Source organism: Angustibacter peucedani, from assembly GCF_054779595.1.
The window spans coordinates 28,699-54,015 of record NZ_BAAGXY010000034.1 but is presented as its reverse complement, the minus strand read 5'-3'; the positions used below and the strand labels follow the sequence as shown (position 1 = coordinate 54,015).

Annotated in this window: 23 protein-coding genes, 1 other RNA gene and 1 riboswitch; of the genes, 19 read left to right on the top strand and 5 right to left on the bottom strand. The window is 74.4% G+C overall.

All coding sequences use genetic code 11. From position 1 onward, the window contains the following. Positions 1-36 precede the first annotated feature (36 nt). A complete protein-coding gene (locus ACYVJ4_RS07870; protein WP_460459559.1) occupies positions 37-3,033 on the top strand; it encodes a hypothetical protein in 2,997 nt (998 codons plus the stop codon). 37 nt (positions 3,034-3,070) lie between these two features. Continuing rightward, positions 3,071-3,997, top strand: a complete 927-nt coding sequence (locus ACYVJ4_RS07865; protein WP_460459558.1) for an NADP-dependent oxidoreductase — start codon at positions 3,071-3,073, stop codon at positions 3,995-3,997. A gap of 30 nt (positions 3,998-4,027) precedes the next feature. Here ACYVJ4_RS07865 and zwf read toward each other — a convergent pair whose 3' ends face one another. Further along, positions 4,028-5,464: a glucose-6-phosphate dehydrogenase gene (gene zwf / locus ACYVJ4_RS07860; protein WP_460459557.1), complete on the bottom strand. Its 1,437-nt coding sequence runs from the start codon at positions 5,462-5,464 to the stop codon at positions 4,028-4,030. 150 nt (positions 5,465-5,614) lie between these two features. Between zwf and ssrA the strand changes: the two genes are divergently transcribed. Beyond that, positions 5,615-5,984, top strand: a transfer-messenger RNA (tmRNA) gene (gene ssrA, locus ACYVJ4_RS07855). A gap of 88 nt (positions 5,985-6,072) precedes the next feature. After that, positions 6,073-7,125: a DUF3048 domain-containing protein gene (locus ACYVJ4_RS07850; protein ID WP_460459556.1), complete on the top strand. Its 1,053-nt coding sequence runs from the start codon at positions 6,073-6,075 to the stop codon at positions 7,123-7,125. On the opposite strand, the gene ACYVJ4_RS07845 is transcribed toward ACYVJ4_RS07850, so the two are convergent. Further along, complete coding sequence (locus ACYVJ4_RS07845; protein ID WP_460459555.1) at positions 7,122-7,646, bottom strand: hypothetical protein; 525 nt, start codon at positions 7,644-7,646, stop codon at positions 7,122-7,124. The genes ACYVJ4_RS07850 and ACYVJ4_RS07845 overlap by 4 nt on opposite strands. Positions 7,647-7,769: 123 nt before the next feature. On the opposite strand from ACYVJ4_RS07845, the gene ACYVJ4_RS07840 reads away from it, so the two are divergent. From ACYVJ4_RS07840 to trpS, 4 genes are all read left to right on the top strand, one after another. Continuing rightward, on the top strand, positions 7,770-8,498 hold the full coding sequence (locus ACYVJ4_RS07840; RefSeq protein ID WP_460459554.1) for a hypothetical protein: 729 nt from the start codon (positions 7,770-7,772) through the stop codon (positions 8,496-8,498). Positions 8,499-8,596: 98 nt separating this feature from the next. After that, positions 8,597-9,082: a PepSY domain-containing protein gene (locus ACYVJ4_RS07835; protein WP_460459553.1), complete on the top strand. Its 486-nt coding sequence runs from the start codon at positions 8,597-8,599 to the stop codon at positions 9,080-9,082. A gap of 59 nt (positions 9,083-9,141) precedes the next feature. Then, positions 9,142-10,035 carry a GNAT family N-acetyltransferase gene (locus ACYVJ4_RS07830; RefSeq protein WP_460459552.1) on the top strand — a complete coding sequence of 298 codons (894 nt, stop codon included), beginning with the start codon at positions 9,142-9,144 and terminating at the stop codon, positions 10,033-10,035. 161 nt (positions 10,036-10,196) lie between these two features. Further along, the gene (trpS, locus tag ACYVJ4_RS07825; RefSeq protein WP_460459551.1) at positions 10,197-11,264 is read left to right on the top strand and encodes a tryptophan--tRNA ligase; all 1,068 of its coding nucleotides are present in this window, start codon (positions 10,197-10,199) and stop codon (positions 11,262-11,264) included. On the opposite strand, the gene ACYVJ4_RS07820 is transcribed toward trpS, so the two are convergent. Continuing rightward, positions 11,249-11,764 (bottom strand): GNAT family N-acetyltransferase, encoded by a 516-nt coding sequence (locus ACYVJ4_RS07820; protein ID WP_460459550.1) that lies wholly within the window; start codon positions 11,762-11,764, stop codon positions 11,249-11,251. The two genes, trpS and ACYVJ4_RS07820, sit on opposite strands and share 16 nt — an antisense overlap. A 95-nt stretch (positions 11,765-11,859) precedes the next feature. Beyond that, a riboswitch (SAM riboswitch) is annotated at positions 11,860-11,971 on the top strand. A gap of 58 nt (positions 11,972-12,029) precedes the next feature. On the opposite strand from ACYVJ4_RS07820, the gene ACYVJ4_RS07815 reads away from it, so the two are divergent. Continuing rightward, complete coding sequence (locus tag ACYVJ4_RS07815; protein WP_460459549.1) at positions 12,030-13,412, top strand: aminotransferase class V-fold PLP-dependent enzyme; 1,383 nt, start codon at positions 12,030-12,032, stop codon at positions 13,410-13,412. A gap of 44 nt (positions 13,413-13,456) precedes the next feature. On the opposite strand, the gene ACYVJ4_RS07810 is transcribed toward ACYVJ4_RS07815, so the two are convergent. Further along, positions 13,457-14,314: an alpha/beta fold hydrolase gene (locus ACYVJ4_RS07810; protein WP_460459548.1), complete on the bottom strand. Its 858-nt coding sequence runs from the start codon at positions 14,312-14,314 to the stop codon at positions 13,457-13,459. An 85-nt stretch (positions 14,315-14,399) separates the two neighbouring features. On the opposite strand from ACYVJ4_RS07810, the gene ACYVJ4_RS07805 reads away from it, so the two are divergent. From ACYVJ4_RS07805 to ACYVJ4_RS07760, 10 genes are all read left to right on the top strand, one after another. After that, positions 14,400-15,818, top strand: coding sequence for an FAD-binding oxidoreductase (locus tag ACYVJ4_RS07805; RefSeq protein ID WP_460459607.1), 1,419 nt, complete (start codon positions 14,400-14,402; stop codon positions 15,816-15,818). Then, complete coding sequence (locus ACYVJ4_RS07800; protein WP_460459547.1) at positions 15,815-17,131, top strand: class I SAM-dependent methyltransferase; 1,317 nt, start codon at positions 15,815-15,817, stop codon at positions 17,129-17,131. Before ACYVJ4_RS07805 ends, ACYVJ4_RS07800 begins: the two co-directional genes overlap by 4 nt. Before the next feature lie 70 nt (positions 17,132-17,201). Further along, positions 17,202-18,578 carry a GGDEF domain-containing protein gene (locus tag ACYVJ4_RS07795; RefSeq protein WP_460459546.1) on the top strand — a complete coding sequence of 459 codons (1,377 nt, stop codon included), beginning with the start codon at positions 17,202-17,204 and terminating at the stop codon, positions 18,576-18,578. A gap of 46 nt (positions 18,579-18,624) precedes the next feature. Beyond that, the gene (locus ACYVJ4_RS07790; protein WP_460459545.1) at positions 18,625-20,055 is read left to right on the top strand and encodes a malic enzyme-like NAD(P)-binding protein; all 1,431 of its coding nucleotides are present in this window, start codon (positions 18,625-18,627) and stop codon (positions 20,053-20,055) included. Continuing rightward, positions 20,052-20,603: a YqgE/AlgH family protein gene (locus ACYVJ4_RS07785; protein WP_460459544.1), complete on the top strand. Its 552-nt coding sequence runs from the start codon at positions 20,052-20,054 to the stop codon at positions 20,601-20,603. Before ACYVJ4_RS07790 ends, ACYVJ4_RS07785 begins: the two co-directional genes overlap by 4 nt. Positions 20,604-20,659: 56 nt before the next feature. After that, positions 20,660-20,890: a ribbon-helix-helix domain-containing protein gene (locus ACYVJ4_RS07780; protein ID WP_460459543.1), complete on the top strand. Its 231-nt coding sequence runs from the start codon at positions 20,660-20,662 to the stop codon at positions 20,888-20,890. Then, the gene (locus ACYVJ4_RS07775; RefSeq protein ID WP_460459542.1) at positions 20,877-21,224 is read left to right on the top strand and encodes a type II toxin-antitoxin system PemK/MazF family toxin; all 348 of its coding nucleotides are present in this window, start codon (positions 20,877-20,879) and stop codon (positions 21,222-21,224) included. The genes ACYVJ4_RS07780 and ACYVJ4_RS07775 overlap by 14 nt, the downstream gene beginning before the upstream one ends. 43 nt (positions 21,225-21,267) lie before the next feature. Further along, positions 21,268-21,570, top strand: coding sequence for a DUF3039 domain-containing protein (locus ACYVJ4_RS07770; protein WP_460459541.1), 303 nt, complete (start codon positions 21,268-21,270; stop codon positions 21,568-21,570). A gap of 165 nt (positions 21,571-21,735) precedes the next feature. Continuing rightward, entirely contained in the window at positions 21,736-22,686 is a 951-nt protein-coding gene (locus tag ACYVJ4_RS07765) for a zinc metalloprotease (RefSeq protein ID WP_460459540.1), read from the top strand. A 199-nt stretch (positions 22,687-22,885) separates the two neighbouring features. Beyond that, complete coding sequence (locus tag ACYVJ4_RS07760; protein WP_460459539.1) at positions 22,886-24,646, top strand: DEAD/DEAH box helicase; 1,761 nt, start codon at positions 22,886-22,888, stop codon at positions 24,644-24,646. Here ACYVJ4_RS07760 and ACYVJ4_RS07755 read toward each other — a convergent pair whose 3' ends face one another. Continuing rightward, complete coding sequence (locus ACYVJ4_RS07755) at positions 24,647-25,252, bottom strand: hypothetical protein (RefSeq protein ID WP_460459538.1); 606 nt, start codon at positions 25,250-25,252, stop codon at positions 24,647-24,649. Positions 25,253-25,317 lie beyond the last annotated feature (65 nt).

The window sequence follows — 25,317 nt, the reverse complement described above, 5'->3', positions numbered from 1 at the left end:
TGGACGCAGGAGGCGTCCGCTGAACGAGGAGCACGGATGCCCGCCCGCACCACGTCGTCCCGCCCTGCCCGCCGGTCCACCGCGTCCGTCGCGGCCGCTGCGGGTGGGCTGCTGCTCGCCGTCCTGCTGACGGCGCCGGGTGCCGGGGCGGCGGGGCTGGGCCGGACGTCGTCCGGGCCGGTGGCGGTCGCCGACCACCACGACGAGGCCGCGGACGGTCACCACCACGACCACGGCGAGGGCTCGCCGGAGTGCGGCGGCGACGGCCAGCGGGTCGTGGTGCCGGGCGAGATCGGGCCGGTGCGCTGCGGCCACCTCGACGAGCCCCCGCCCGGGGTCGACGTCGGCGAGCGGGTCAGCACGGCCGAGCTGCGCGACCGCGACGGCGCCTCGGCCCAGGCCGCGCTCGCGGCGCAGGAGGTCGGCATCCCGTCGGCAGCGGCGAGCGGCGCGGTCGACCCGGCCGTGCCGTGCGACGGCGACGGGACGACGGGCTACCGCGTGCAGGCGATGTACGTGGTCGAGGCGGGCGTCACCAACCGCTACGCCGACCTGCTGCCCTCGATCCGGGTCTGGGCGGCCGGCGTGGACGACGTCGTGAACCGCTCCGCGGCGCTGACCAGCGGCGTCCGCCACGTCCGCTACGTGACCCGGCCGTCCGGCGGCGGGTGCGTCGCCGACGTCCTCAACGTGACCGTGCCGGTCGGCGCCACCAAGGACTTCGGCAGCACCATCTCGGCCGTGCAGGCGCTGGGGTACAGCGACCCGCACCGCAAGTACCTGATGTGGACCGACGCCAACAAGCTCTGCGGCATCGGGCTGCTCTACCGCGCCGACAACCCGGGGCAGGACAACGCCAACAACGGCAGCTACGCCCAGTACGCGCGGGTCGACAACGGCTGCTGGGGCTTCGGCGACGGCAGCACCGGCCACTCGGTCGAGGCGCACGAGCTGGTGCACACGCTGGGGTCGGTGTTCGCCGGGGCACCGCACGCCACGGCGAACGGCCACTGCTGGGACGAGTCCGACACCATGTGCTACTCCGACGGCACCTCGCACCCGATGGTCCAGGTCTGCTCGTCGGCGCTGGAGTACTTGCTGGACTGCGGTTCTGACGACTACTTCTCGACCTACCCCGACCCGGGCTCGTGGCTCGCGCTGCACTGGAACACGGCCAGCTCGCGGTTCCTGATCGGCGGCGGCGACGGCACCGGCGGCGGGTCGTCCGGCGCGCCGGTGCGGCTGGGCGCCACCATCGCCGTCAACAACCCCGCCGTCGCGGGGCTGCCGACCCAGGCCGAGGTGACACCGGCGCTGCCCACCGGCGTCACCGTCGCCAAGGTCGCGTGGAAGTCGGCACGCACCGACTGCAGCTTCGACGACCCCACTGCCCTCCAGGCCCAGGTCACCTGCGGCGCAACGGCTGCAGCGGCCACGACCGTGACGGCGACGATCACCGACAGCACCGGCGCGGTGAAGACCGTGACGAGCCCGCTGACGTTCAGCACCGCCAGCGGCCCGCGCGCGGTCACCGTGGTGACCACGCTCGTCGGCCAGTCGGGCGCGGCCCAGGACGTGTGCACCGGCACCACCACGCCGGTGCTCACCACGGTGCTGGACGTCGCCACCGGCCTGCCGGTCAAGGGTCTGCGCACCACCGTGGCCAAGAAGACCGCCTCGGGTGCCACGACCACGGTCGGTGCGCTCACCGACGCCTCGGGCGTCGCTCGGACCACGACCTCGACCTCGGCTCCCGTGAGCCTGCTCGGCGTCGCCGGCGTGACGGGCGCCTTCGCCACCGCCAGCGCCTCGGCCGTGCAGGTCACCCCGATCCGTTGCGCGGCAACGGTGTCGGCCGAGGCCAGCGCTGACGCGACCTACTACGGCGACCCGGTCGTGCTGTCCGGCTCCGTCGTCCGCGCCCGGGGCAACGGGTCGGTGCCGCTCGCCGGTGCGACCGTGCAGCTGCAGGAGGTCCTCGCCAGCGGTGCGGCGCAGACCCTCGGCACCGCCAAGGTCGCCGACGACGGCACGTTCAGCGGGACGGTCAAGCCGACGACGTCCGGGCTGCTGCGGGTGACGCTGCCGGCCACCACCGGCTGGCCGGCGGCCTACGACGTCGTGGGCTCGCTCGCGGTGAGCCTGCCGTCGACCGAGGTCACCGGCGCGGCCGACGCCCTCGACGTCGGCTACGCCTCCCCGCTGCCGGTGCACGGCACGCTCACGCGCGTCGCGGGCCAGGCCACGCGGCCGGTGGCAGGCGCCACGGTCACCGTGCGCGTGACGCCCTCAACCGGGCCGGCGGTGTCGCTCGGCACCGCGAAGACCGCGGCCGACGGCACCTGGCGGCTCACGACCGCGCCGAAGGTGGCCGGTCGCCTCTCGGCGGTGTTCGCCGGCGTCTCGGGCCAGCCCGCCGCGTCGGCCGACCTCGGCGCCCTGGTCGTCGGCACGTGGACCCCGACCGTCACCGTCACCTCGGCGCCGACGGCGCTGGTGTCGGGCAGCGGCGCCAAGGCGACCGGCCGCGTCGACCGCGCGTACGGCGGGATATCCGGCCCGGCGCCCGGCGTGGCGGTCAAGCTGGTGCTTCAGACCACGCTCGGCACCGAGGTGCTGCTGGGTACCGCGACGACGTCCAGCACGGGTACCTGGTCGCTGACCGTCGCGCCCAAGGAGTCCGGGACCCTCGTGGCGCGCGTGGCGGTGCCGGGGTACGTCGCCACCGACGCGGACGGCGTCGACGTCGCCGTCTCGACCCGGCTCTCGGTGTCGTACACGCGCACCGTGGCGGCCGGAGCGACGGTGCTGGTGACGGTCACCGTCGCCGTGCCGCGGGCGGTGGGGGTCGTGGTCGAGCAGCTCGTGAACGGCAGCTGGACCACGGTCGCCAGCGCGACGACGTCCGTCACCGGGACGACGAAGCTGGTCGTGCCCGCGGCGAGCTGGTCCCGCACGCTGCGGGTGCGCACGGACGGCGACGCGCGCGGCGGCGCGGCCACCAGCGCGAGCTTCGTGGTCACGGCGCCGTAGCGGGAAGGATGCGCGGCCCGCGCCTGTTGCGGCGGGCATGAAGGCCATCACCATCTCGTCCTACGGCGGTCCCGAGCGGCTGGAGCTCACCGAGCAGCCCGACCCGGTCGTCGGTCCCGACTACGTCCTGGTGCGGGTGCGCGCGTCGAGCGTCAACCCCGTGGACTGGAAGATCCGCGAGGGCTACCTGCAGGGCGGCTTCCCGCACCACCTGCCGGCCGTGCTGGGGTGGGACGTCGCGGGCGTCGTCGAGCGCGTCGGGCCCGCCGTCACCGACCTGGCGCCGGGTGACGAGGTGTTCGGCTACGTGCGCAAGGACTCCGTCGAGCACGGCACCTACGCCGAGCTCGTCGCGGCCCACGTGCGCCACGTGACCCGCAAGCCCGCGTCGGCGACGTTCGAGGAGTCCGGAGCGCTGCCGCTCGTGGGCCTGACCGCGCTGCAGAGCCTCGGCGCGGTCGGCGTGGGGGAGGGCGACACCGTGCTGGTCAACGCGGCCGCAGGGGGCGTCGGACACGTGGCGGCGCAGGTCGCGGTGGCCCGCGGTGCGCGGGTCATCGGCACCGCGAGCGCCGTGAACCACGAGTTCGTGCGGTCCCTCGGCGCCGAGCCGGTCGAGTACGGCGACGGGCTGGTCGAGCGGGTGCGCGAGCTGGCACCGGACGGCGTCACCGCAGCGGTCGACTACGTCGGCGGCGACGCGCTCGACGCGAGCTTCGCGGTGGTGGCCGACCCGTCGAGGGTGGCGTCGATCGTGGACGCCGAGGGCGTGCTCGGCCGTGGCGGCCGCTACGTGTTCGTGCGCCCGGACGTCGACGGGCTGGCCGAGCTCGCGGCGCTCGTCGACGCGGGGGAGCTGCGGGTCGAGGTCGCCGAGACGTTCCCGCTGGAGCGCACCGCGGACGCCATGACGCGGTCGCAGGACGGCCACGTCCGCGGCAAGGTCGTCATCACCGTCGGCTGACCGCGACCCCCACCCCGACCGGCCCGACCGTCAGGCGCCGGCGGCGTTGGGGTCGCGCCAGGCGCGCTCGAACGGCAGCCGCCACGCGGTCGGCGCCACCAGCTGGTGGATCTGGTTGGGACCCCACGAGCCCGGCGCGTACGGCCGCACCGGCGGCGGGTTGTCGAGCAGCGGCTGCGAGACCTCCCACAGCCGCTCGATGCCGTCGGCGGTGTTGAAGAGCGTGTGGTCGCCGCGCATGGCGTCGTAGATCAGCCGCTCGTACGCCTCGAGCGCGGCGCCGGCCCAGTTCGTCTCCTGCATCGCGAACTGCATGCTCAGCTTGTCGAGCTTCATGCCGGGCCCGGGTCGCTTGCCGTAGAACGACAACGACATCCGCGACTTGTCGGCGAGGTCGAAGGTCAGGTGGTCGGGGCCGAGCTGGCCGACGCCCGAGCCGGCGGGGAACATCGAGCGGGGCGGCTCCTTGAAGGCGATCGAGATGATCCGCGCGCCCTCGGCCATGCGCTTGCCGGTGCGCAAGTAGAACGGCACGCCGGCCCAGCGCCAGTTGTCGATCTCGCACTTCAGCGCCACGAACGTCTCGGTCTCGGACTCCGGCGCGACGCCGGGCTCCTCGCGGTACCCCGAGTACTGCCCGCGGACGACGTTGGAGGGGTCGATCATCGCCATCGACCGGAAGACCTTGTTCTTCTCCTCGCTGATGGCGAAGGGCTCCAGCGCGGTCGGGGGCTCCATCGCGGTGAACGCGAGCACCTGGAAGAGATGGGTCACGACCATGTCGCGGAACGCGCCGGTGGCCTCGTAGAAGGCGGCTCGCTCGTTGAGCCCCAACGCCTCTGGCACGTCGATCTGGATGTGGTCGATGTTGTTGCGGTGCCAGATCGGCTCGAACAGCCCGTTGGCGAACCGGAACGCCAGGATGTTCTGCGCCGCCTCCTTGCCCAGGAAGTGGTCGATCCGGAAGATCTGCTCCTCGCGGAACACCTCGTGCAGCGCCGCGTTCAGCGCGACCGCCGACGCGAGGTCGGTGCCGAAGGGCTTCTCCATGATGATCCGGCTGCGCTCGACGAGCCGGGCCTCCTCGAGCATGCCGACGACGGCGAGCGCCGCCTTGGGCGGTACCGAGAGGTAGTGCAGCCGCTGCACGCCCGGTCCGAAGCCGGCCTCGGCCTTCTCGACCGCGGCTCGCAGCCCGTCCGGCCCGTCGGCGCCGGGCACGAACTGCAGGCAGTCCGCGAACGCGTCCCACTGCTCGTCCGAGAGAGGGTGGTCGCTGAACTCCTCGACCGCGCCGCGGGTGAACTCCACGAAGGAGTCGCGGTCGTGCTCCTCCAGCGAGGTGCCGACGACGCACATCTGCGGCACCAGCCCGGACTGGAACAGGTGCAGCAGCCCGGGCAGCAGCTTGCGCTTGGACAGGTCGCCGGTCGCGCCGAACAGCACGACGACGTAGGGGTCGGCCATGCCCGCAGCGTAGGGACGTCGGGTGCACGGCGGCACCCCCTGACCTGCTCACGGGCACAAATCGGTGGTCGGCGACGTTAGGATGGGTGCCACAACTGCACAGCGGAGACTGGACGCACGGGACGCCACGGTCAGCTGGTCCACCCCCTCGGGGGCGATCGGTTTCGACGTTGGTCGTACTCCCAGGAGAAGCGGGTCGAGGACGCACGGTCATCTCGTCAACGCTCCGTGCAAACCCATAGGTGCCGATTCCAAGCGCACCGACTTCGCCCTCGCCGCCTGAGCGAGTCGCGTAAGTCCGTCAGCCCGGGAGTGCTCTCGGCCCGGTAGCTGGCGTCATCCAGAGAGCCACTGCTCGTCACCTGCGCCGCAGGGGTGACGGGGACTCCTTCTGCGGCTGGGCCTGGCGGCGACTTGCCTGCGTGATCGCCGGGGCCGAGAAACACCACAGCAGGCTGCACCCGGAGAAGTCCTGGTTCTGCGTCAGCGGACGCGGGTTCGATTCCCGCCGCCTCCACCACCGCGCCGTCCCGGCGTCCAGCTCCCCAGCAGTTGTGCGGCAACGGCGGTCACCTCGGTGACCGCCGTTGCCACGTACCCTCGGGTCGATGACGTCTCGCTCGACCGCCGCCGCGGTGGCCCTGCTGCTGCTCGCCGCCGCGTGCAGCAGCGACCACCCGGCGTCCGCACCGCCGCGGTTGGGGACGCCGTCGGGCACCTCGAACCCCAGCCCCTCGTCGTCCGCACCGGGACGCACCGTCGCCCCGCTCACCGGGCTGCCGGTCACGGCCGTCGCCCGCCGTCCGGCCCTGGTGGTCAAGGTCGAGAACTCCTCGGCCGCCCGCCCGCAGTCCGGGCTCGACCGCGCGGACGTCGTCGTCGAGGAGCTCGTCGAGGGCGGCATCACCCGCTTCGCCGCGGTGTTCCAGTCGCGCGACCCCGGCACGGTCGGGCCCGTGCGCAGCCTGCGGGACGTCGACGCCGCGCTCGCGAGCCCCACCCGCGGGCTGCTCGCGTCGTCCGGCGCCGCGGGCGTCGTGCTGCGCCGGCTGAGGAAGGCGCCGGTGCAGCTGCTGACGCCCTCCGACCCGTCGTCGGCGTACTTCCGGTCCGGCGCTCGCGACGCACCGCACAACCTCTACGCCCGCGCCGACCGGCTCTGGGCGGCAGCCGCCAGCGGCCACCGCAGCCCGCCGCGCGCCTACCTGCCCTTCGCGGCCGACGGCGCGTACGCCAGCACCACGCGGGGCGCGGGCGTCAGCGCCGCGACCCGGCTGGACCTGCGCTTCTCGCCCGCCGCCACACCGCGCTGGACCTACGACCGGCGCTCGCAGCGCTGGCTGCGGTCCGAGGGCTCGACGCCTTCGACCACCGCGGGCGGCAGCCGGCTCGGGGCCGCCAACGTGCTGGTGCTGCGCGTGCGCACGCGCGACGCCGGGTACCGCGACCCGGTGGGCAACCCGGTGCCCGAGACCGTGCTGACCGGCTCGGGGTCGCTGGCGCTGCTGAGCGGCGGCCGCCGGGTGGACGGCACCTGGCACAAGGCCGGCCGGGGCGCCGCGTTCGTGCTGCGGACGTCGTCCGGCCGGCCCCTGCTGCTCGCGCCGGGCACCACGTGGGTCGAGCTGGTGCCGTCGTCCGCGACCGTGCGGACCTCCTAGGAGCCCGACGGCCCCTGCTCGCGCACGGTGCGCACCTTCTCCATGGCCTCGCGCAGCTCGCCCAGCCACGCGTCGGCGTTGTCGCCGACCAGCCGCACGCACCACGCCAGCGCGTGGGCGCGCGAGCGGGCGACGCCGGCCTCGACGAGGGTGTCGAGCACCTGGCGCTCGGGCTGGCGCAGCCGCGTCATCACCGGCACGGCCAGGTGGGTGAAGAGCGTCGTCCCCTCGTCGGTGCGCACGCCCCAGGCGACCTTGCGGTCGAAGCGGTGCTCGGTCTCGCGGGCGACCGCGATGCGGCGCTCGCGGGTGTCCTCGCGCCAGCCCTGCACGCGGCCGGCGAGGGCCTGGGCGCGCTCGGCGTCCGTGGCGTCGTCGGCGAGCGCGGGAGCGGCCAGGGGGAGGACGACGGTGATCTCCTCGCGGTCGACGGTGACGGCGGTCTCGCCGTCGGCGGTCCAGTCCTGCGGCAGGCGCCCGGACAGCCAGGCGCGGACCTCTGCGGTGATGTCGTGGCTCATGCAACGATGATTACTCGCTTGCACGCGTAACACCAGCTCCGTTCGCCGAGGGCGGACGCCGATCGGGGGGACGGCCGGGCCCCCGGCTGGTGATCCGACACCGACGGCTGGCAGAGTCGCCGGATGATCCTGCGCCGCAAGCCAGCGCCGGTCCTGTCGCTCTGGTGCGTCGTGGGCCCGCGCGAGCTGCAGGCCCTGATCGAGGTGGGGTGGACCTCGTGGCCGCAGCTCGACCCTGCCGACCACCACGTCGAGGCCTTCAGCGTCCGGGCCGAGGCCGTGCACGTCGTCCGCGACGAGCTCGTGCTCGTCGAGGGCGAGGGCTCGGTGGTGGTGTTCGACGTCCCGGACGACGTCGCGAGCTGGCCCGGGGTCGAGCAGCGCGGCGACCGGCTGCTCATCCCCAAGGGGCGCCGGCTGACCAAGGCGATCGTCGGCGACATCAGCGAGGAGGCCCAGTACCAGCGCGGGGCCTCGGCGCCCGAGGTCGACGCCGTGCGCGACGCCTTCGGCGAGCTGGTGCCCGAGGCCTGGCGCGACATGGTGCAGGCGCCCGGCTGGCTGCGTCGGGGCTGGATGGCCACCGGCGCCTACGTCGACCTGCACCCGCCGGCCGACGCGATCCGGGTCACCCAGGACTGGACGCGGGAGATGCTCTACCACCCCGGCGTGCTGCTCATCGGCTCCGACGGCGCCGACCGCCGCCTCGCGATCGACCTGCGCGAGGACGACCCCCCGGTGCGCTCGCTCGACCCCGCGAGCACGGGCTGGGACGACACCGTGGTGCAGTCGGGCTCGGTGCGGGCCTTCGCCGACCAGCTCGAGGTCGGCGACTTCGCCTACGTGGGCTGACTGGCACGGGTCTCACAGGCGCGCCGCAGGGCCGCCCCAGGCGACCGCCGCACGCTCGTCGGGAGCGGCTCGACCGAGCCGCACGACGAGGAGGAGCCATGGACGACGACGACCAGCGGACGACGAGGCAGCGGCCGCGGTGGTACGCGCCGGCGGCGATCGGCGCGGCCGGCCTGGTGATGGGCGCGGTGCTCGCGGGCACGCTCAGCGCCAACGCGGCCGACACGACGACGCCGACGCCGGGCGCGAGCAGCAGCGCGTCGGGCGAGGGAGCGCCGCCCGGTGGTGGCGCGCGCGACGAGTCGAAGAGCCAGCGCCCGGACGAGACGCTGCTCACCGGCACGACCGCCGACAAGGTGCGGGCGGCGGCGCTCGCGAAGTACCCCGGGGCGACCGTGCTGCGGGTCGAGACCGACTCGGACGGCGTCTACGAGGCGCACCTGACGACGTCCGACGGGCAGCGCGTGACGGTGGAGGTCGACAAGAGCTTCGCGGTCACTGGCACCGAGCAGGGCGGCGGTCAGGGCGGCGGCGCACCCGGCGGCGGGGCGGCGCCGAGCGGGACCGCGACCTCGGGCACCTGAGCGCGGCGCGTCGGGGGACGGCGGCTGCGGCGTCCCCCGACGTGCGGCAGGATCACCGCATGGCCAGGGGGCTGCGGGTGGTCACGAACGGCGACCCCGCACGCCTGGACGCTGTCGCCGGCCCGTACCTGAGAGCACGGCCGGCGGTGCACAGCGTGCTGCTGACCAACCTGGCCAGGGCCCTGGTGCGGGCCGACCGGCCCGTCGAGCTGCCGGCCGACCTGTGGTGGTGGGTCGAGACGGCGGACGGCGAGGTCGTGGCCGTGCTGATGCACACACCGCCGCACGGCGCGTACCTCTCCGACGGCCCGGACGACGCGGTGGCGCTGCTGGCCCGCGAGCTGCACGCACGACGTCCCGACCTGCCGGGGCTCGGCGGGCCGGGCCTGGTGGCCGCGGTCTTCGCCCGGGCCTGGCAGGACGACGGCGGGGCGCCGGCGCAGGTCGGGATGCGGCAGGGGCTGTGGGCGGTCGAGCGGGTGGTGCCGCCGCCGGCCGCGCCAGGTCGCCACCGCCTCGCCACGGCGGGCGACGCAGACACGTTGCGGCAGTGGGCTTCCGCGTTCGTGCGCGAGGCCACCCCGCTGGGCACCCGCGGCGGCGGCCCGGACGTCGACCACGTGACCGACCGCCTGGCAGCCGGGTTGCTGCACGTCTGGGACGTCGACGGCGCGCCGGTCTCGATGTGCGCCGTCACCGTGGCGGTGGCCGACGTGGTGCGGGTGCAGATCGTGTACACGCCGCCTTCCTTGCGCGGCAAAGGATTCGCAGCGGCGTGCGTCGCGGCGGTGAGCGCCGAGCAGCTGGCGCACCCCGGCCGCACGTGCATGCTCTACACCGACCTCGCCAACCCGACGTCCAACGCGCTGTACCAACGGATCGGCTACCGGCGGATCGGCGAGGCGCTCGACCTGGTCTTCCCGGCGGCACGGACCGCTACCCTGGACCCGTGACCTGCACCGTGGAGCGCGCGTGGTGGCTGCCCTGACCGGCGGCCCCTGACGCATCCCTCCTGGCCGCCGTTCGGCGGCCCCGGTCTCTCGCAGGACCTCTCCCGGCTCGTCGTGCGGCGGCTCGACCCCTCGAACCGCACCGCACCAGACCGGAGAAGACCATGACCGTCCTGACCCAGAGCCCTCGCCCGACGTCCGTGCTCGCCGACCGCGACGACGTGCTCGCCCACCCCGAGCGGTACCGCGTGCTCACCGGCGACCGTCCCACCGGGGCGCTGCACCTCGGCCACTACCTCGGCACGCTGCGCGAGCGGATCCGCTTGCAGGACAGGGGAGTCGAGACGTTCGTGGTGGTCGCCGACTACCAGGTGGTGACCGACCGGGTCGACACCAGCCGGGTGGTCGAGCACGTGCACGAGCTGGTGCTCGACCACCTCGCCGTCGGGCTCGACCCGCAGCGCTCGACGATGTTCGCCCACAGCACCGTGCCCGAGCTCGGCCAGCTGATGCTGCCGCTGCTGTCGGCCACGACCCTGTCGGAGCTGCGCCGCAACCCGACGGTCAAGGCCGAGGCGGCCGAGCTGGGCAGCAGCGCCGTGGGCGGGTTGATGCTCACCTACCCGGTGCACCAGGCGGCCGACATCCTGTCGGTGGGCGGGACGCTCGTGCCGGTGGGCGACGACCAGCTGCCGCACCTCGAGCAGACTCGCGCCGTCGCGCGGCGGATCAACGAGCGGTACGGCGCGGGGCAGACGTTGCTGCAGCCGCCGCAGGCGCTCCTGACCGAGGCGCCGCGGCTGCTCGGCACCGACGGCCGCAAGATGTCGAAGAGCCGCGGCAACACCGTCGAGCTGCGCGCCACCGCGGACGAGACCGCGCGGCTGGTGCGCTCGGCCGTCACCGACGCCGAGCGGGTCATCACCTACGAGCCCGAGCGCCGGCCGCAGGTGGCGAGCCTGCTGCTCGTCGCCGCTCTGTGCACCGACCGACGTCCCGAGGACGTCGCCGCGGAGGTGGGTGCTGGCGGCGCGGCCCGGCTCAAGGCCGTCGTGACGGAGGCGGTCAACGACCACCTGGCACCGGTGCGGGCGCGGCGGGTGCAGCTGGCGCGCGACCCGCACCTGGTGCGCGAGGTGCTGGCCGAGGGAGCCCGCCGCGTGCAGCCGCTGGCCGCCGCGACGCTCGCCCGGGTGCACCGGGCGATGGGGCTGGACTACCTCTCGCAGTAGGGGAGCGAGCGCTCGAACCAGCGCACGTCCCAGTACCGGCCGAACTTGCGCCCGACCTCGCGGTAGGTGCCGAGCACGGTGAAGCCCATCGCCTCGTGCAGCGCCACCGACGCGTCGTTGGGCAGCGCGATCCCGGCGTACGCGCGGTGCAGGTCCTCGCCGTCCAGCGCGGTGAGCAGTGCGTCGTACAGCTGCCGGCCCAGTCCCAGCCCGACGACGTCCTCGCGGCAGTAGATCGTCGTCTCGACCGAGGTGTCGTAGGCGGGCTTGGGCCGCAGCGGGCTGCTGGTGGCGTAGCCGACGACCTCGCCGGACCGCTCGGCGACGAGCAGCCGGTGCCGGCCACTGGGGGAGTAGTGGTCGAACCACGTCCGGCGCTGCTCGACGCTGAACGGCGCCACGTCGAACGTCGCGTTGCTCGTCTCGACGTAGTGGTTGTAGATCGCGGTCAGCGCCGGCAGGTCGTCGAGGACGCCGGGCCGGACCGTCACGGAGGTCACCCGGGCATCATGCCGGGCGAGAACCGGTCTCGGCATGCGAGAACCTTCGTCTCGCGCCTTGGGTGGTCGACGGAGGTGCCGATACCGTCCTCGAAGGTCATGAGCGCCAGCGCCAAGCCCCGGCTCGCTGGCCGGCAACCCTCCTCCGCGGTGGGGTGCCCCGGGTGAGGACCTGGCGTCGGCGAGGTGTCGGCGCAAGCGCGGACCCGTGACGGGCTCGGCCGGCGACGGCGTGCCCGGGGTCCATGACCCACCGGAGAGCACCGTGCCCGTGCACCCCTTCAGCACCACCGAGATCCGTACCGCCGACGAGTTGTTCCCCGGCGCCGAGCCCCTGCTGCCCGTCGTCGGCGCCGAGCAGCAGGTGCCGCTCGTGCAGGGCGGCAGCGTCCGCTACGCCAACCTCGACCAGGCCGCCAGCGCCCCGGCGCTGGCGTCGGTCGCCGCCCACGTCGCCGAGGTGCTGCCGCTGTACGCCAGCGTGCACCGCGGCGCCGGCTACGCGTCCCAGGTGTCGACCGCGCTGCTCGAGCGCTCGCGCCGCACGATCGGCGAGTTCGTCGGCGCGCGACGCGGCGACGTCGTCGTCCTGACCCGCAACACCACCGACGCCCTGAACCTCCTCGCCGGCTGCCTGCCCGGCTGGGGCGACGTGGTGGTGCTCGACCTCGAGCACCACGCCAACCTGCTGCCGTGGCAGCGCGGTGCGCACCGGTACGTGCCGGCGCAGCGCTCGCTGAACGCCACGCTGCAGGCGCTCGAGGGCGCGCTGCGCGAGCGGCCCGCCGCCCTGGTGGCGATCACCGGGGCCTCCAACGTCACGGGCGAGGAGATCCCCGTCGACCGCGTGGTGCAGCTGTGCCACCGCAACGGCGCGCGGGTCGTCGTGGACGCGGCGCAGCTCGCCCCCCACCGTCGGATCGACCTCGACGCCACCGGTGTCGACTACGTCGCCTTCAGCGGCCACAAGCTGTACGCGCCCCACGGTGCCGGCGCGCTGGTCGGGCGCCGCGACTGGCTGGACCGCGGGACGCCGTACCTGGCCGGCGGTGGGGCGGTGCAGCACGTGACGCTCGAGCGCACCACGTGGGCCTGCGCCCCGGCCCGCCACGAGGGCGGCACGCCCAACGTCGTCGGCGCCGCCGCGCTGGCCGCGGCCTGCTCCGCGCTGGCCGCGCTGCCGGAGGCGGCGCTCGAGGTGCACGAGGCCGCTCTGCGCGACCGGCTGGTGCACGGGCTCGGCCAGCTGCCCGGCGTCCGGGTGCACCGCGTGTTCGACGACGCGCCGTCGTCCATCGGTGTCGTGACGTTCACGGTCGAGGACGTCGACCCCGGGCTGGTCGCGGCGTACCTGTCGGCCGAGCACGGGATCGGCGTGCGGGACGGGAAGTTCTGCGCCCACCCGCTGCTCGAGCGGCTGGGCCTGCCCGGTGGCGCCGTGCGGGCCAGCGTCGGCGTGGGCTCGCGCACCGAGGACGTCGACCGGCTGGTGGACGCGGTGGCCGCGCTGGTCGCCGACGGCCCGGCCTGGGACTACGCCCTGGTCGAGGGCCGGTGGACGCCGACGCCCGACCCGCGACCGCTCCCGGGGTGGGCCACCGGTGCGCCCGCCGGCGGCACCTCCCCCTGCGTGGAGGCCGACTTGTGAAGGGTTACCAACCCTTCAGGGGTGCCGGAGGGGTTGGAAACCCTTCACCAGTGGGCCGGCGCGAGCAGCGAGCGGACGGCGTCGACGACCACGTCCGGGTGCTCGTCGACGATCCAGTGCGTCGCGCCGGCCAGGTCGACGTGCCGGTAAAGCCCGCGGCACCAGTCGGCGCACCCGGCCGCGGCCGCGCGCCCGACGCCGAGGTCGTGCTCGGCCGAGACGTAGACCGTCGGGACGTCGACGGGCCCGACCGCGGCGAACTCCGGCCCGGTCATGGCGCGGTACCAGGCGAGGGCGCCCCGCAGCCGCTCGACGTCGCGCAGCGGGGCCACGTACCGCTCGACCTCGTCGTCGGCGAGGGCGCTGCCGCGGAAGAAGCCGCGCAGCCGCCGGGCGTCGTCGTCGAGCAGGACGCGCTCGGCCGTGTCCTCCTCGCGCAGCAGCCGCAGGTAGCGGGAGAGCTCGGCCTGCTGCGCGTCGTGCTTCAGCGCGTGGCCGTACGCCCGTGGGTGCGGCACCGAGAGCGCCGCCAGGCCGTGCACGCGTCCCGGGTGCGCGGCGGCGAGCGCCCACGCGACAGCCGCGCCCCAGTCGTGGCCCACCACCACCGCTCCCGGCGCGCCGACGTCGTCCAGCACCGCGACCGCGTCGGCGACGAGCTCGGGCAGCACGTAGGCCGCGACGTCGTCCGGCTGAGGGGTGGCTGAGTAGCCGCGCTGGTCGACCGCGAGCGTGCGCAGCCCGAGGTCGTGCAGCGCTGGCAGCACGCCGTCGAAGATGCCGTGGTGCTGCGGGAAACCGTGCAGCAGCACCGCGATCGGGCCGTCGGAGGGTCCGGAGTCGTGCACCTCGAGCGCGAAGGGCGTGCCCTGCCACGAACGGTCCAGGCGTCGGGTCGGCACGGGTGAGGTCTACCACGTCGCGGGCCGGGTTTAGGCTGCGGACGTGGCCTCCTCGACGGCTCACGAACGCTCCGCGGCCAGGACCCTGCGCGAGACGCACGGGTACCCGGCCGCTGTCGAGCGCCTGCGCGACGACTACCGCGCGCTGCCGCCCGGTCAGCCGGTGCGCCTCGCCAAGACGACGAGCAACCTGTTCCGCCCGCGCGAGCGAGGTGGGCGGGCCGGCCTCGACGTCACCGGGCTCGACCGGGTCTTCGCGATCGACGCGCGCGCCCGCACCGCGTACGTCGGCGGCATGACGACGTTCGAGGACCTGGTCGACGCGACGCTGCCGCACGGCCTGATGCCGTTCGTCGTGCCGCAGCTGAAGACCATCACCATCGGCGGCGCGCTGACCGGGCTCGGCATCGAGTCGTCGTCCTGGCGCGCCGGGCTGCCGCACGAGTCGGCGCTCTCGATCGACGTGCTCACCGGCGGCGGCGACCTCGTGCGCGCCACGCCGGACGGCCTGGACGCCGCGCTGTTCCAGGCCTTCCCCAACTCCTACGGCACCCTCGGCTACGCGGCGGCCGCCACGATCGAGCTGGCCCCGGTGAAGCCCTTCGTGCACCTGCGGCACGTGCGGTTCGACGACCTCGACGCGCTGGCCGACGCGATCGCCCGGCTGGTCGACGCGCGCGAGGGCGACCGCACCACCTGGGACGGCGAGCCCGTGGACTTCGTCGACGGCACGGTCTTCCCGCCGCGCGAGGACGAGCCGCACGCCCGGCTCGAGGGGTTCATCACCCTCGGCACGTTCACCGACGAGGCGCCCTACACCTCCGACTACACCGGCCAGCAGGTCTACTACCGCTCGATCCGCGAGCGCCGCGAGGACTGGCTGACGGTGCGCGACTACCTCTGGCGCTGGGACACCGACTGGTTCTGGTGCTCGCGCGCGCTGGGCGTGCAGAACCCGCGGATCCGCCGGTTCGTGCCGAAGCGCTACCTGCGCAGCGACGTCTACCAGAAGGTCATCGGCCTGGAGAACCGCTTCCACGTCAAGGCCCGCCTCGACGCGCGCAAGGGCCTGCCCGCCCGCGAGCGCGTCGTGCAGGACGTCGAGATCCCGGTCGAGCGCACGGCGGAGTTCCTGCGGTGGTTCGTCGACACCGTGCCGATCGAGCCGATCTGGTTGTGCCCGTTGCGGTTGCGGCGTCCGGCGCCGACGGACGACGGGCGCTGGCCGCTGTACCCGCTCGGCCCCGGGCAGACCTACGTCAACGTCGGTTTCTGGTCGACCGTCGCGATCGCCGACGGCGACGAGGACGGCGACGTCAACCGCCGGGTCGAGGCGAAGGTCGACGAGCTGGACGGCCACAAGTCGCTGTACTCCGACGCGTACTACGGGCCGGAGGAGTTCTGGGAGCTGTACGGGCACGCCGCGTACGACGAGGTCAAGCAGCAGTACGACCCCGACCGCCGGCTGCTCGACCTGTACGAGAAGGCGGTGGGACGACGATGACGGTGCTCGGGGGTTTCAAGACCGATCCCGGTCGGCACGGCATGACGATCGGCGAGGCGTTCGAGCTGCTGCTCGGGCCGGGCACGCCGCTCGCGTTCAGCGCGTACGACGGCTCCAGCGTCGGGCCGTCCGACGCGCCGCTGCGGCTGCGGCTGCTGAACCCGCGCGGCCTGGCCTACGTCGCGGGCGCGCCGTCGTCCCTCGGCTTCGCCCGCGCGTACCTGATGGGCGACCTCGAGGTCGAGGGCGTGCACCCCGGCGACCCGTACGAGCTGCTGCGGGTGGCCGAGACCCTGCTCGAGCCGCGGCGTCCGCACCCGGCCGACGCCGTGCGCGCGCTGCGGACGTTCGGCCGCGCCGCGCTGACCCTGCCGCCGCCCCCGCCCAACGAGGTGCCGAGCGGCTGGCACCGTGCGCTGCACGGCCTGCGCCACTCGCGCCGCCGTGACGCCGACGCGATCCACCACCACTACGACGTGAGCAACCGCTTCTACGAGATGGTGCTCGGCCCGTCGATGGCCTACACCTGCGCCTGCTACCCGGACGACGGCGCGAGCCTCGAGCAGGCCCAGACCCACAAGTTCGACCTGGTGGCGCGCAAGCTCGGCCTGAAGCCCGGCATGCGGCTGCTGGACGTCGGCTGCGGCTGGGGCTCGATGGTGCGGCACGCGGTCAAGGAGTACGGGGTCACCGCCCTCGGCGTGACGCTCTCGCGCGACCAGGCGCGCTGGGCGCAGGAGGCGATCGAGCGCGACGGCATCGCCGACCGCGCGCAGGTGCGCTTCCAGGACTACCGGGAGGTCACCGAGCAGGGCTTCGACGCCGTGAGCTCGATCGGTCTCACCGAGCACATCGGCGTCAAGAACTACCCGTCGTACTTCCGGTTCCTGCGCTCGCGGCTGGTGCCCGGCGGACGGCTGCTCAACCACTCGATCACCCGGCACGACAACCTGCACCCGGGCATCAAGCGGCGCGGGTTCATCGACCGCTACGTCTTCCCCGACGGCGAGCTCACCGGCGCCGGCACCATCATCACCACGATGCAGGACGCCGGGTTCGAGGTGCAGCACGAGGAGAACCTGCGCCGGCACTACGCGCGCACCCTCGCCGGCTGGTGCGCCAACCTGGTCGAGCACTGGGACGAGGCCGTGGCCGAGACCGACCTGTCGACCGCCAAGGTCTGGGGCCTGTACATGGCGGGGTCGCGGCTGGCGTTCGAGCGCGGCCAGATCGAGCTGCACCAGGTGCTGGGCACGCGCACCGACGAGGGCGGCGACCCGCACCTGCCGATGCGACCCGACTGGGGGGTGTAGTCCGGCGATCTTCGTGCCGACAACTGGGAGAGCCGGGAGCAGACCGGTCGACCCTGCCCGAGGAGCGCAGATGCCGCTGGACGACGCCGAGGACCTCCTCGGTGCCCGCGACGTGCTCGTGTTCCGTCGCGTGGGCGCCCGCTGGACCCACCTCGGCGGCCTCGGCCGCGGGGCCAGCTGGGCGGGCTGCATCGAGCTGCACGACCAGTCCGACGCGCGCCTCGGCACCGCGCTGACCCGCGGTCGTCCGGTGCGCCGTCATGGCCAGCGCCCGCACCACGTGATCGGCCCGTACTGGGCAGCCACCTCGGCCGTCGTCCGGGTCGACGACACCCACGCCGTCGTGCTCGGCGCGCCCGACCCGACCCCTGCCCTGCTGCGCGCGGACGACGACGAGCTGGTCGCCATCGCCGCGCGCGCTGCCGCCGAGGTCACCGCGGTCTCGCCGGCCAAGCACCTGGCCGACGAGCTCGAGGTCCTCACCGCCCTGCGCGAGCTGACGACCGGCGCGCCCGCCACGGTCGACGCCCTGCTGCTGCACCTCGCCGAGAACGCGGCCGCCGCGCTCTCGGCCGACCTGGTCGCGGTCTGGCTGGACGACGAGCACCACGCCGTCGTCGAGCCGGGCTGGCGCCCGCGCGGGGGAGCCCACCGCGCCGTCGTCGCGGCGCGCCAGCTCGCCCCGACCCTCGGTGCCGACGCGAGCGGGCCGGACTGGGTCGTCGTCCAGGACGCCGCGTCCCAGCCGTTGCCCGAGCCGGTCGGCGCCGACGACGAGGTCGCCTCCTGGCTGGCCGTGCCGCTCGACGTCGACGGCGAGCGCGGGTGCCTGCTGCTCGTGCACGCGGCGCACGCGGCCCGCGGCTTCACGGCCCTGTGCCAGAGCCTCGGCGTGCAGCTCGCCCAGACCGGTGCCCGGCTGCTCGAGGGCGCCTCGACCCACGACGAGCTGGTGCGCCAGCTCGACTCCACGCGGGTGCACGCGCTGAGCGACTCCTTGACCGGCGCGGCCAACCGCCGCGGCTGGGACGAGGCCGTCACGCGCGCCCGCGACCACGTGGCCGCCGGCGGCACGGTCACCGTCGTCACGGTCGACCTCGACGACCTCAAGGCCGTCAACGACACGCACGGGCACGGCGCGGGCGACGAGCTGATCATCGAGTGCGCGCAGGCCCTGCGCCGCAGCGTGCGCGGTGAGCCCGACGTCATCGCGCGGCTGGGCGGCGACGAGTTCGCGCTGCTGCTGCGCGGGCACGAGATCGACGCGGTCGAGATCAGCGACCGGCTGCGCACCTCGCTCGAGCGCACCCTGACCGCCCGGGGGCTGCCGCTGCGCACCAGCGTGGGGGCGGCCACCTGCGCACCTCGGGGCTCGATCGACGACGCCGTGCGGCGCGCCGACGCCAACATGTACCGCGACAAGCGGGCCCGCCGCCGGGCTGAGTGACGCGCCGCTGCGCTTGAATGGGTGCCGAACCCGAGGAGAGGCAGCCATGGCGTCCGCACCCAGCGTGTCCTACTCGATCACGGTCCGGCTCGAGCTCCCGGCGCGGCCGACGGCCGTCAGCGAGCTCACCACCGTGATCGAGCGCGGCGGTGGGCTGGTGACCGCCCTCGACGTCACGGCGTCCGGCGCCGACCGCGTGCGCGTCGACGTCACGTGCGCCGCCCGTGGCGTCGACCACGCGAACAGCCTGGTGGACGAGATGCGGGCCGTGCCCGGCGTCGAGATCGGCAAGGTCAGCGACCGCACGTTCCTCGCCCACCTCGGCGGCAAGCTCACCATCGAGTCCAAGGTGCCGATCCGCAACCGCGACGACCTCTCGCTCGTGTACACGCCCGGCGTCGCGCGGGTCTGCCTGGCGATCGCGAAGGACCCGGCCGACGCGCGCCGCCTGACCATCAAGCGCAACACCGTCGCCGTCGTCACGGACGGCTCGGCGGTGCTGGGCCTGGGCAACCTCGGCCCGCTCGCCGCGCTGCCGGTGATGGAGGGCAAGGCCGCGCTGTTCAAGCGGTTCGCCGGCATCGACGCCTTCCCGATCTGCCTCGACACCCAGGACGTCGACGAGATCGTCGCGGCGGTCAAGGCCGTCGCGCCGGTGTTCGCCGGCATCAACCTCGAGGACATCAGCGCGCCGCGCTGCTTCGAGGTCGAGATGCGGCTGCGCGACGAGCTCGACATCCCGGTGTTCCACGACGACCAGCACGGCACGGCCATCGTCACCCTGGCCGCCCTCACCAACGCCCTGCGCGTCGTCGGGAAGGCGCTCGCCGACGTCCGGGTCGTGATGTCCGGGGCCGGTGCCGCGGGGACGGCGATCCTCACCCTGCTGCAGCACGCCGGCGCGCGGGACGTCGTGGTGTGCGACGTCGAGGGCGTCGTCCAGCCCGAGCGCCCGGACGTCGCGGCCAACCCGACGAGCGCCCTGGCCGGGGTGGCGGCGTGCACCAACCCGCGCGGGGTCACGGGCAGCCTGCGGGACGCCCTCGTCGGCGCCGACGTCTTCATCGGCGTCTCGGCCCCGGGCATCCTCACCGGCGACGACATGGCGACCATGGCCGACGACGCCGTGGTCTTCGCGATGGCCAACCCCGACCCCGAGGTCGACCCGGTCGAGGCCGCGCAGCACGCGGCCGTGGTGGCCACGGGGCGCAGCGACTTCGCCAACCAGATCAACAACGTGCTGGCGTTCCCCGGCGTCTTCCGCGGCCTGCTGGACGCGCAGTCGAGCACCATCACCGAGGACGTCCTGCTCGCGGCGGCCGCGGCCCTCGCCGGGGTGGTCACCGACGACGAGCTCAACGCCACCTACATCGTGCCGAGCGTCTTCCACCCCGACGTCACGAAGGTCGTGGCGGCGGCGGTGCACGACGTCGCGGTGCCGGCCGGTGCGACCGCGCGCGGGGCCGACCGACCATGAACCTCACCGGGCAGCTGCTCGTCGCGACGCCGACGCTGCGCGACCCGACGTTCCACAAGACCGTCGTCCTGCTGCTCGACCACGGCGACGACGGCGGGCTGGGGGTGGTGCTCAACCGCCCGCTGGAGGTGCAGGTCGACGTCGTGCTGCCGCCGTGGCAGCCGCACGTGACCGCGCCGTCGGTGCTGTTCCAGGGCGGGCCGGTCGCGCTCGACTCGGCGCTCGGCTTGGTCGGCGTGCCCGGCGGCGGCTCGGAGCCGGCCGGCGTGCGGCGGATCAACGGCTCCCTCGGCCTCGTCGACCTGGACGTCGACCCGGTGGACGTCGTCCCCGAGCTGAGCGGGCTGCGGGTCTTCGCGGGCTACGCGGGCTGGTCGCCGGGGCAGCTCGAGCGCGAGGTCGAGGAGGGGTCCTGGTACGTCGTCGACGCCGAGCCGCGGGACGCCTTCACCGACACGCCGGACCTGCTGTGGCGCACGGTGCTGCGCCGCCAGCCCGGTGACCTCGCCCTGGTCTCGACGTTCCCCGACGACCCCGACCTGAACTAGGGCGCCGGGGGCGTAGAGGTGGTAGCACGGTGGTAGCACTGCGGTAGCATCACGGTATGAAGATCAGCGTCAGCCTGCCCGAGGAGGACGTCGCGACGCTCGACGAGTTCGCGCGGACGACGGGTCTGCGGTCGCGTTCGGCCGCGCTGCACCACGCCGTCCGGCTGCTGCGGGCGCCGGAGCTCGAGAGCGACTACGACGCCGCGTGGCAGGAGTGGGAGTCGTCGGGCGACGAGGCGGCCTGGGGTGTCACGGCGGCCGACGGGGCGGCCGATGCTGCGCGGTGAGATCTGGCTCGTGGACCTGGAACCGGTGCGCGGCAACGAGGCTGACAAGCGCCGTCCGGCGGTCGTGGTGAGCAACGACCGGGCGAACGCCGCTGCCGCGCGCCTCGGTCGTGGCGTGGTCACGGTCGTGCCGGTCACGAGCAACGTCGAGCGCGTCTTCCCCTTCCAGACGTTCCTGCCCGCGGCAGCGACCGGTCTGCGGCGCGACTCCAAGGCCCAGGCCGAGCAGGTCCGGTCGATCTCGGTCGAGCGGTTGGGCGTGGCGGTCGGGCGGGTGGCGGCCGCCGAGCTGACGCAGCTGGAGGCCGCCCTGCGTCTCCACCTGCAGCTGTAGTCGCCGGGTCCCGCCGACCCAGCATCGACCTAGGATGGCGTCCATGAGCACCGACGACCCGTTCGCCGACCCGGGACGGCCGCAGCCGTCGTCCGAGCCCTCGCACCAGCGCACGGCCGTGCTCGAGCGCGAGCTGGTCGAGGAGCAGCAGGTCGAGGCCGGCGACCACGAGCGCTTCGCGCACTACGTGCGCAAGGAGAAGATCCTCGAGAGCGCGCTGTCCGGCGAGCCGGTGATCGCGCTGTGCGGCAAGGTCTGGGTGCCCGGCCGCGACCCGAACCGCTTCCCGGTGTGCCCGGCGTGCAAGGAGATCTACGAGGGCCTGCGGGCCCCGGACGACGAGTGAGGGCGCCGCGTTCGCCCCGCTTCGTCGGTTTTACCAACATTTGACCCGTTCTCGGGCCTCAGCAGGGGCGGCGCAGACGTAGGTTCACCCTCACCGGTCCGGCAACCTCGCCGGTCCGAGCAGCTGCCGTGCTCACCCCAGCACGGCCGAGCTCCAGGGAGTCCCATGAGGTCCGCGTCCCGCTCCGTCCTCGCCCTCGCCGTGGCCGCCGGCCTGGCCGCCGTCCCGCTGTCGGCCGCCTCCGCCAGCGCGTCGGCCGCCCCCGCGGCCGGCGCCCGCCAGTGCGAGACCCACTCCGGTGCCGTGGGCGCGCGTGCCACGCACGGCCGGGCCGACGGCAACGAGCTCACCGCCGCGCAGGCCGCGCAGCTGGAGAAGCAGCTCACCGCGACCCTCGCCGCCAAGGGCAAGGACCGCTTCTCGACCCTCGCGGCCAAGAAGCCGGGTGGCTCCGGCACCTTCGCCGCCACCACCGTGCCCGTGTACTTCCACGTCATCACCGACGGCACGCGCGGCAAGATCACCAGCAGCCAGATCAGCTCGCAGATGTCGGTGCTCAACAACGCCTACAGCGGCAGCGGCCTGTCGTTCTCGCTCGCCGGCACCGACACCACGACCAACTCGTCCTGGTACAACGTCGGTCAGGGCAGCTCGGCCGAGAAGGCCATGAAGACCGCGCTGCGCAAGGGCGGCAAGAACGCGCTGAACATCTACACCGCCAACCTCGGCGGCGGCCTGCTCGGCTGGGCGACCTTCCCCTCGTCCTACCGCAGCCAGCCCTCGATGGACGGCGTCGTGATCCTCGACCAGTCGCTCCCGGGCGGCACCGCCACCAACTACAACCTGGGCGACACCGCGACGCACGAGGTCGGTCACTGGGCCGGGCTCTACCACACGTTCCAGGGCGGCTGCTCCGGCAACGGCGACTACGTCTCGGACACCCCGGCCGAGGCCTCGCCCGCGTACGAGTGCCCGACCGGCCGCGACACCTGCAGCGCGTCCGGCCTCGACCCGATCAAGAACTTCATGGACTACACGTACGACTCCTGCATGAACACCTTCACCGCGGGCCAGGTCGCGCGGATGCAGTCGCAGTGGACGGCCTACCGGGCCTGAGCCCGGCCGCTCGTCGTCCGACCCCTCAGGACGGGCGGACGGCGGCCCTCTCCCGGCCGTCGTCCGCCGCTCCTGCGGGTGTCGTCGGCCCGGCTCGAGAGCCCACCGACGACACGCCATAGCACGCCACCGAGGCCCCGCGTGACATCGCGGGGCCTCGGCATGTCGTTGCGCGCCAACGGTTAGGCTCGCCGGGCCGATGAGTACCTCCGCCGCCTCCCACCTCCCCCCCGCGTTCCCCGACCGCGCTCCGTGGGGCACCGCGGCGAAGCTGCGTGCCTGGCAGGCGGCCGCGCTCGAGCAGTACCTGCGCGAGCGTCCGCGCGACTTCCTCGCGGTGGCCACGCCGGGGGCCGGCAAGACGACGTTCGCGCTGCGGGTGGCCACCGAGCTGCTCGACCGCGGCGAGATCACCCGGGTCACAGTGGTGGCGCCCACCGAGCACCTGAAGCGGCAGTGGGCCGACGCCGCGCACCGCGTCGGCATCCGCATCGACCCCGAGTTCCGCAACGCGCACGGCACGCACGGCCGTGACTTCGACGGCGTGGCCGTCACCTACGCGCAGGTGGCGAGCCGCCCGATGCTGCACCGCGCCCGCACCGAGGCGGCGCGCACGCTGGTGATCCTCGACGAGGTGCACCACGGCGGCGACGCGCTCTCGTGGGGCGACGCCGTGCGCGAGGCGTTCGAGCCCGCGCAGCGCCGGCTGGCGCTCACCGGCACGCCGTTCCGGTCCGACACCGCGGCCATCCCGTTCGTCACCTACGTCGAGGACGGCGCGGGCGTGCGGCGCTCGCGCGCCGACTTCACCTACGGCTACGGCGACGCGCTGCGCGACGGCGTCGTGCGCCCGGTGATCTTCCTGGCCTACTCGGGCCAGATGCGCTGGCGGACCCGCGCCGGCGACGAGGTCAGCGCCCGGCTGGGCGAGCCGCTCACGAACGACATGACCGCCCACGCCTGGCGCACCGCGCTCGACCCCAAGGGCGAGTGGATCGGCTCGGTGCTCAAGGCCGCCGACACCCGCCTGCAGGAGGTGCGGCGCGGCGTCCCGGACGCCGGCGGCCTGGTGATCGCCACCGACCAGACCCAGGCCCGGGCGTACGCGTCGGTGCTGCGCGGCCTCACCGGTGAGCCGCCCGTCGTGGTGCTCTCGGACGACGCCGGGGCCTCGCGCCGGATCGAGGAGTTCGCCGAGGGCGAGCAGCGCTGGATGGTGGCGGTGCGCATGGTGTCCGAGGGCGTCGACGTCCCGCGGCTCGCCGTGGGGGTCTACGCGACGTCCACGGCGACGCCGTTGTTCTTCGCCCAGGCGGTGGGGCGGTTCGTGCGGGCCCGGCGGCGCGGCGAGACCGCGTCGGTCTTCCTGCCGAGCGTGCCGACGTTGATGCTGCACGCCGGGGAGCTCGAGGTCGAGCGCGACCACGCGCTCGACCGTCCGCGGACGTCGGACGACGGCGACCTGTGGTCGCCCGAGGATGCGCTCGTCGCGGCGGCCAACCGGCCCGAGCAGGCCTCCGGCGAGCAGGACCTGCTGCCGTTCGAGGCGCTGGAGGCCCAGGCCGAGTTCGACCGCGTGCTCTTCGACGGCGGCGAGTTCGGCACCGCCGCGCTGGTCGGCAGCGACGAGGAGCAGGACTACCTCGGCCTGCCCGGCCTGCTCGAGCCCGAGCAGGTGGCGGTGCTGCTGCGCCAGCGCCAGGACGCGCAGGCCAAGGGCCGCCGCTCGCGCGGCGAGGCGCCCGAGGCCGACCGGGCGACGCACCGCGAGGTCGCCGCTCTGCGCAAGGAGCTGCACCAGCTGGTCGGAGCGTGGTCGAAGCGCACGGGGCAGCCGCACGGCACCGTGCACGCCGAGCTGCGCCGCAGCTGCGGCGGGCCGGCGGTGCCGCAGGCGGGGGCCGAGCAGGTGCGCGAGCGGATCGAGACGCTGCGCCGCTGGTTCGTCGGCAAGCGCTAGCTAGCCGACGTACCACCAGCCGTCGCCCAGGTCGACGCCGTCGGCCACGCGGGTCGGGTCGCCCTCGAGGTCGTACAGGCCGTCGGGCGGGCGGTCAGGTCCGACGTACGTGAAGCCGGCCATGCCGTCGGGAATCCCGTAGGCCACGGGCAGCACCGGCAGGGCGTGCCCGCGCGCGTCGAAGACCGTCGTCACGCGGCCGGTGCTCGACAGCAGCGACCAGGGCAGCGGCAGAGCCGACCCGGCGACGTCCTGCGTGGCCCGTCCGCCCACGTGGGCGCCGGCAGCGGCGAAGGCCCAGCGGTGCGTGGCGTGGTAGGCCCGGGGCGACAGAGCAGCCCACGGCACGAGCGTGACGCCCAGCGCCAGGACGACGACCGCGGCCAGTGCGCGCCACGCGGCCCGGCGGCGGGCGGGGCGCACCAGCGCGAGCGTCCACACCAGCCCCACCAGCCACAGCAGCACGTGCACCGGGCCGGCGAGCAGCAGCCCGGACGTCGACCCGCGCCCGGGCAGCCGCAGCAGCGTCAGGGCCAGCACGACGACCCAGTAGGCGCCCAGGACGACGGACGCGGCGGACACCTGGCGCGGTGCGGTACGGGTCACGCCCCAGATCCTGGCTCACCCGCCGTCCGGACGTGGCGTGGACGCGGTGGGCGGCGGGTGGAGAT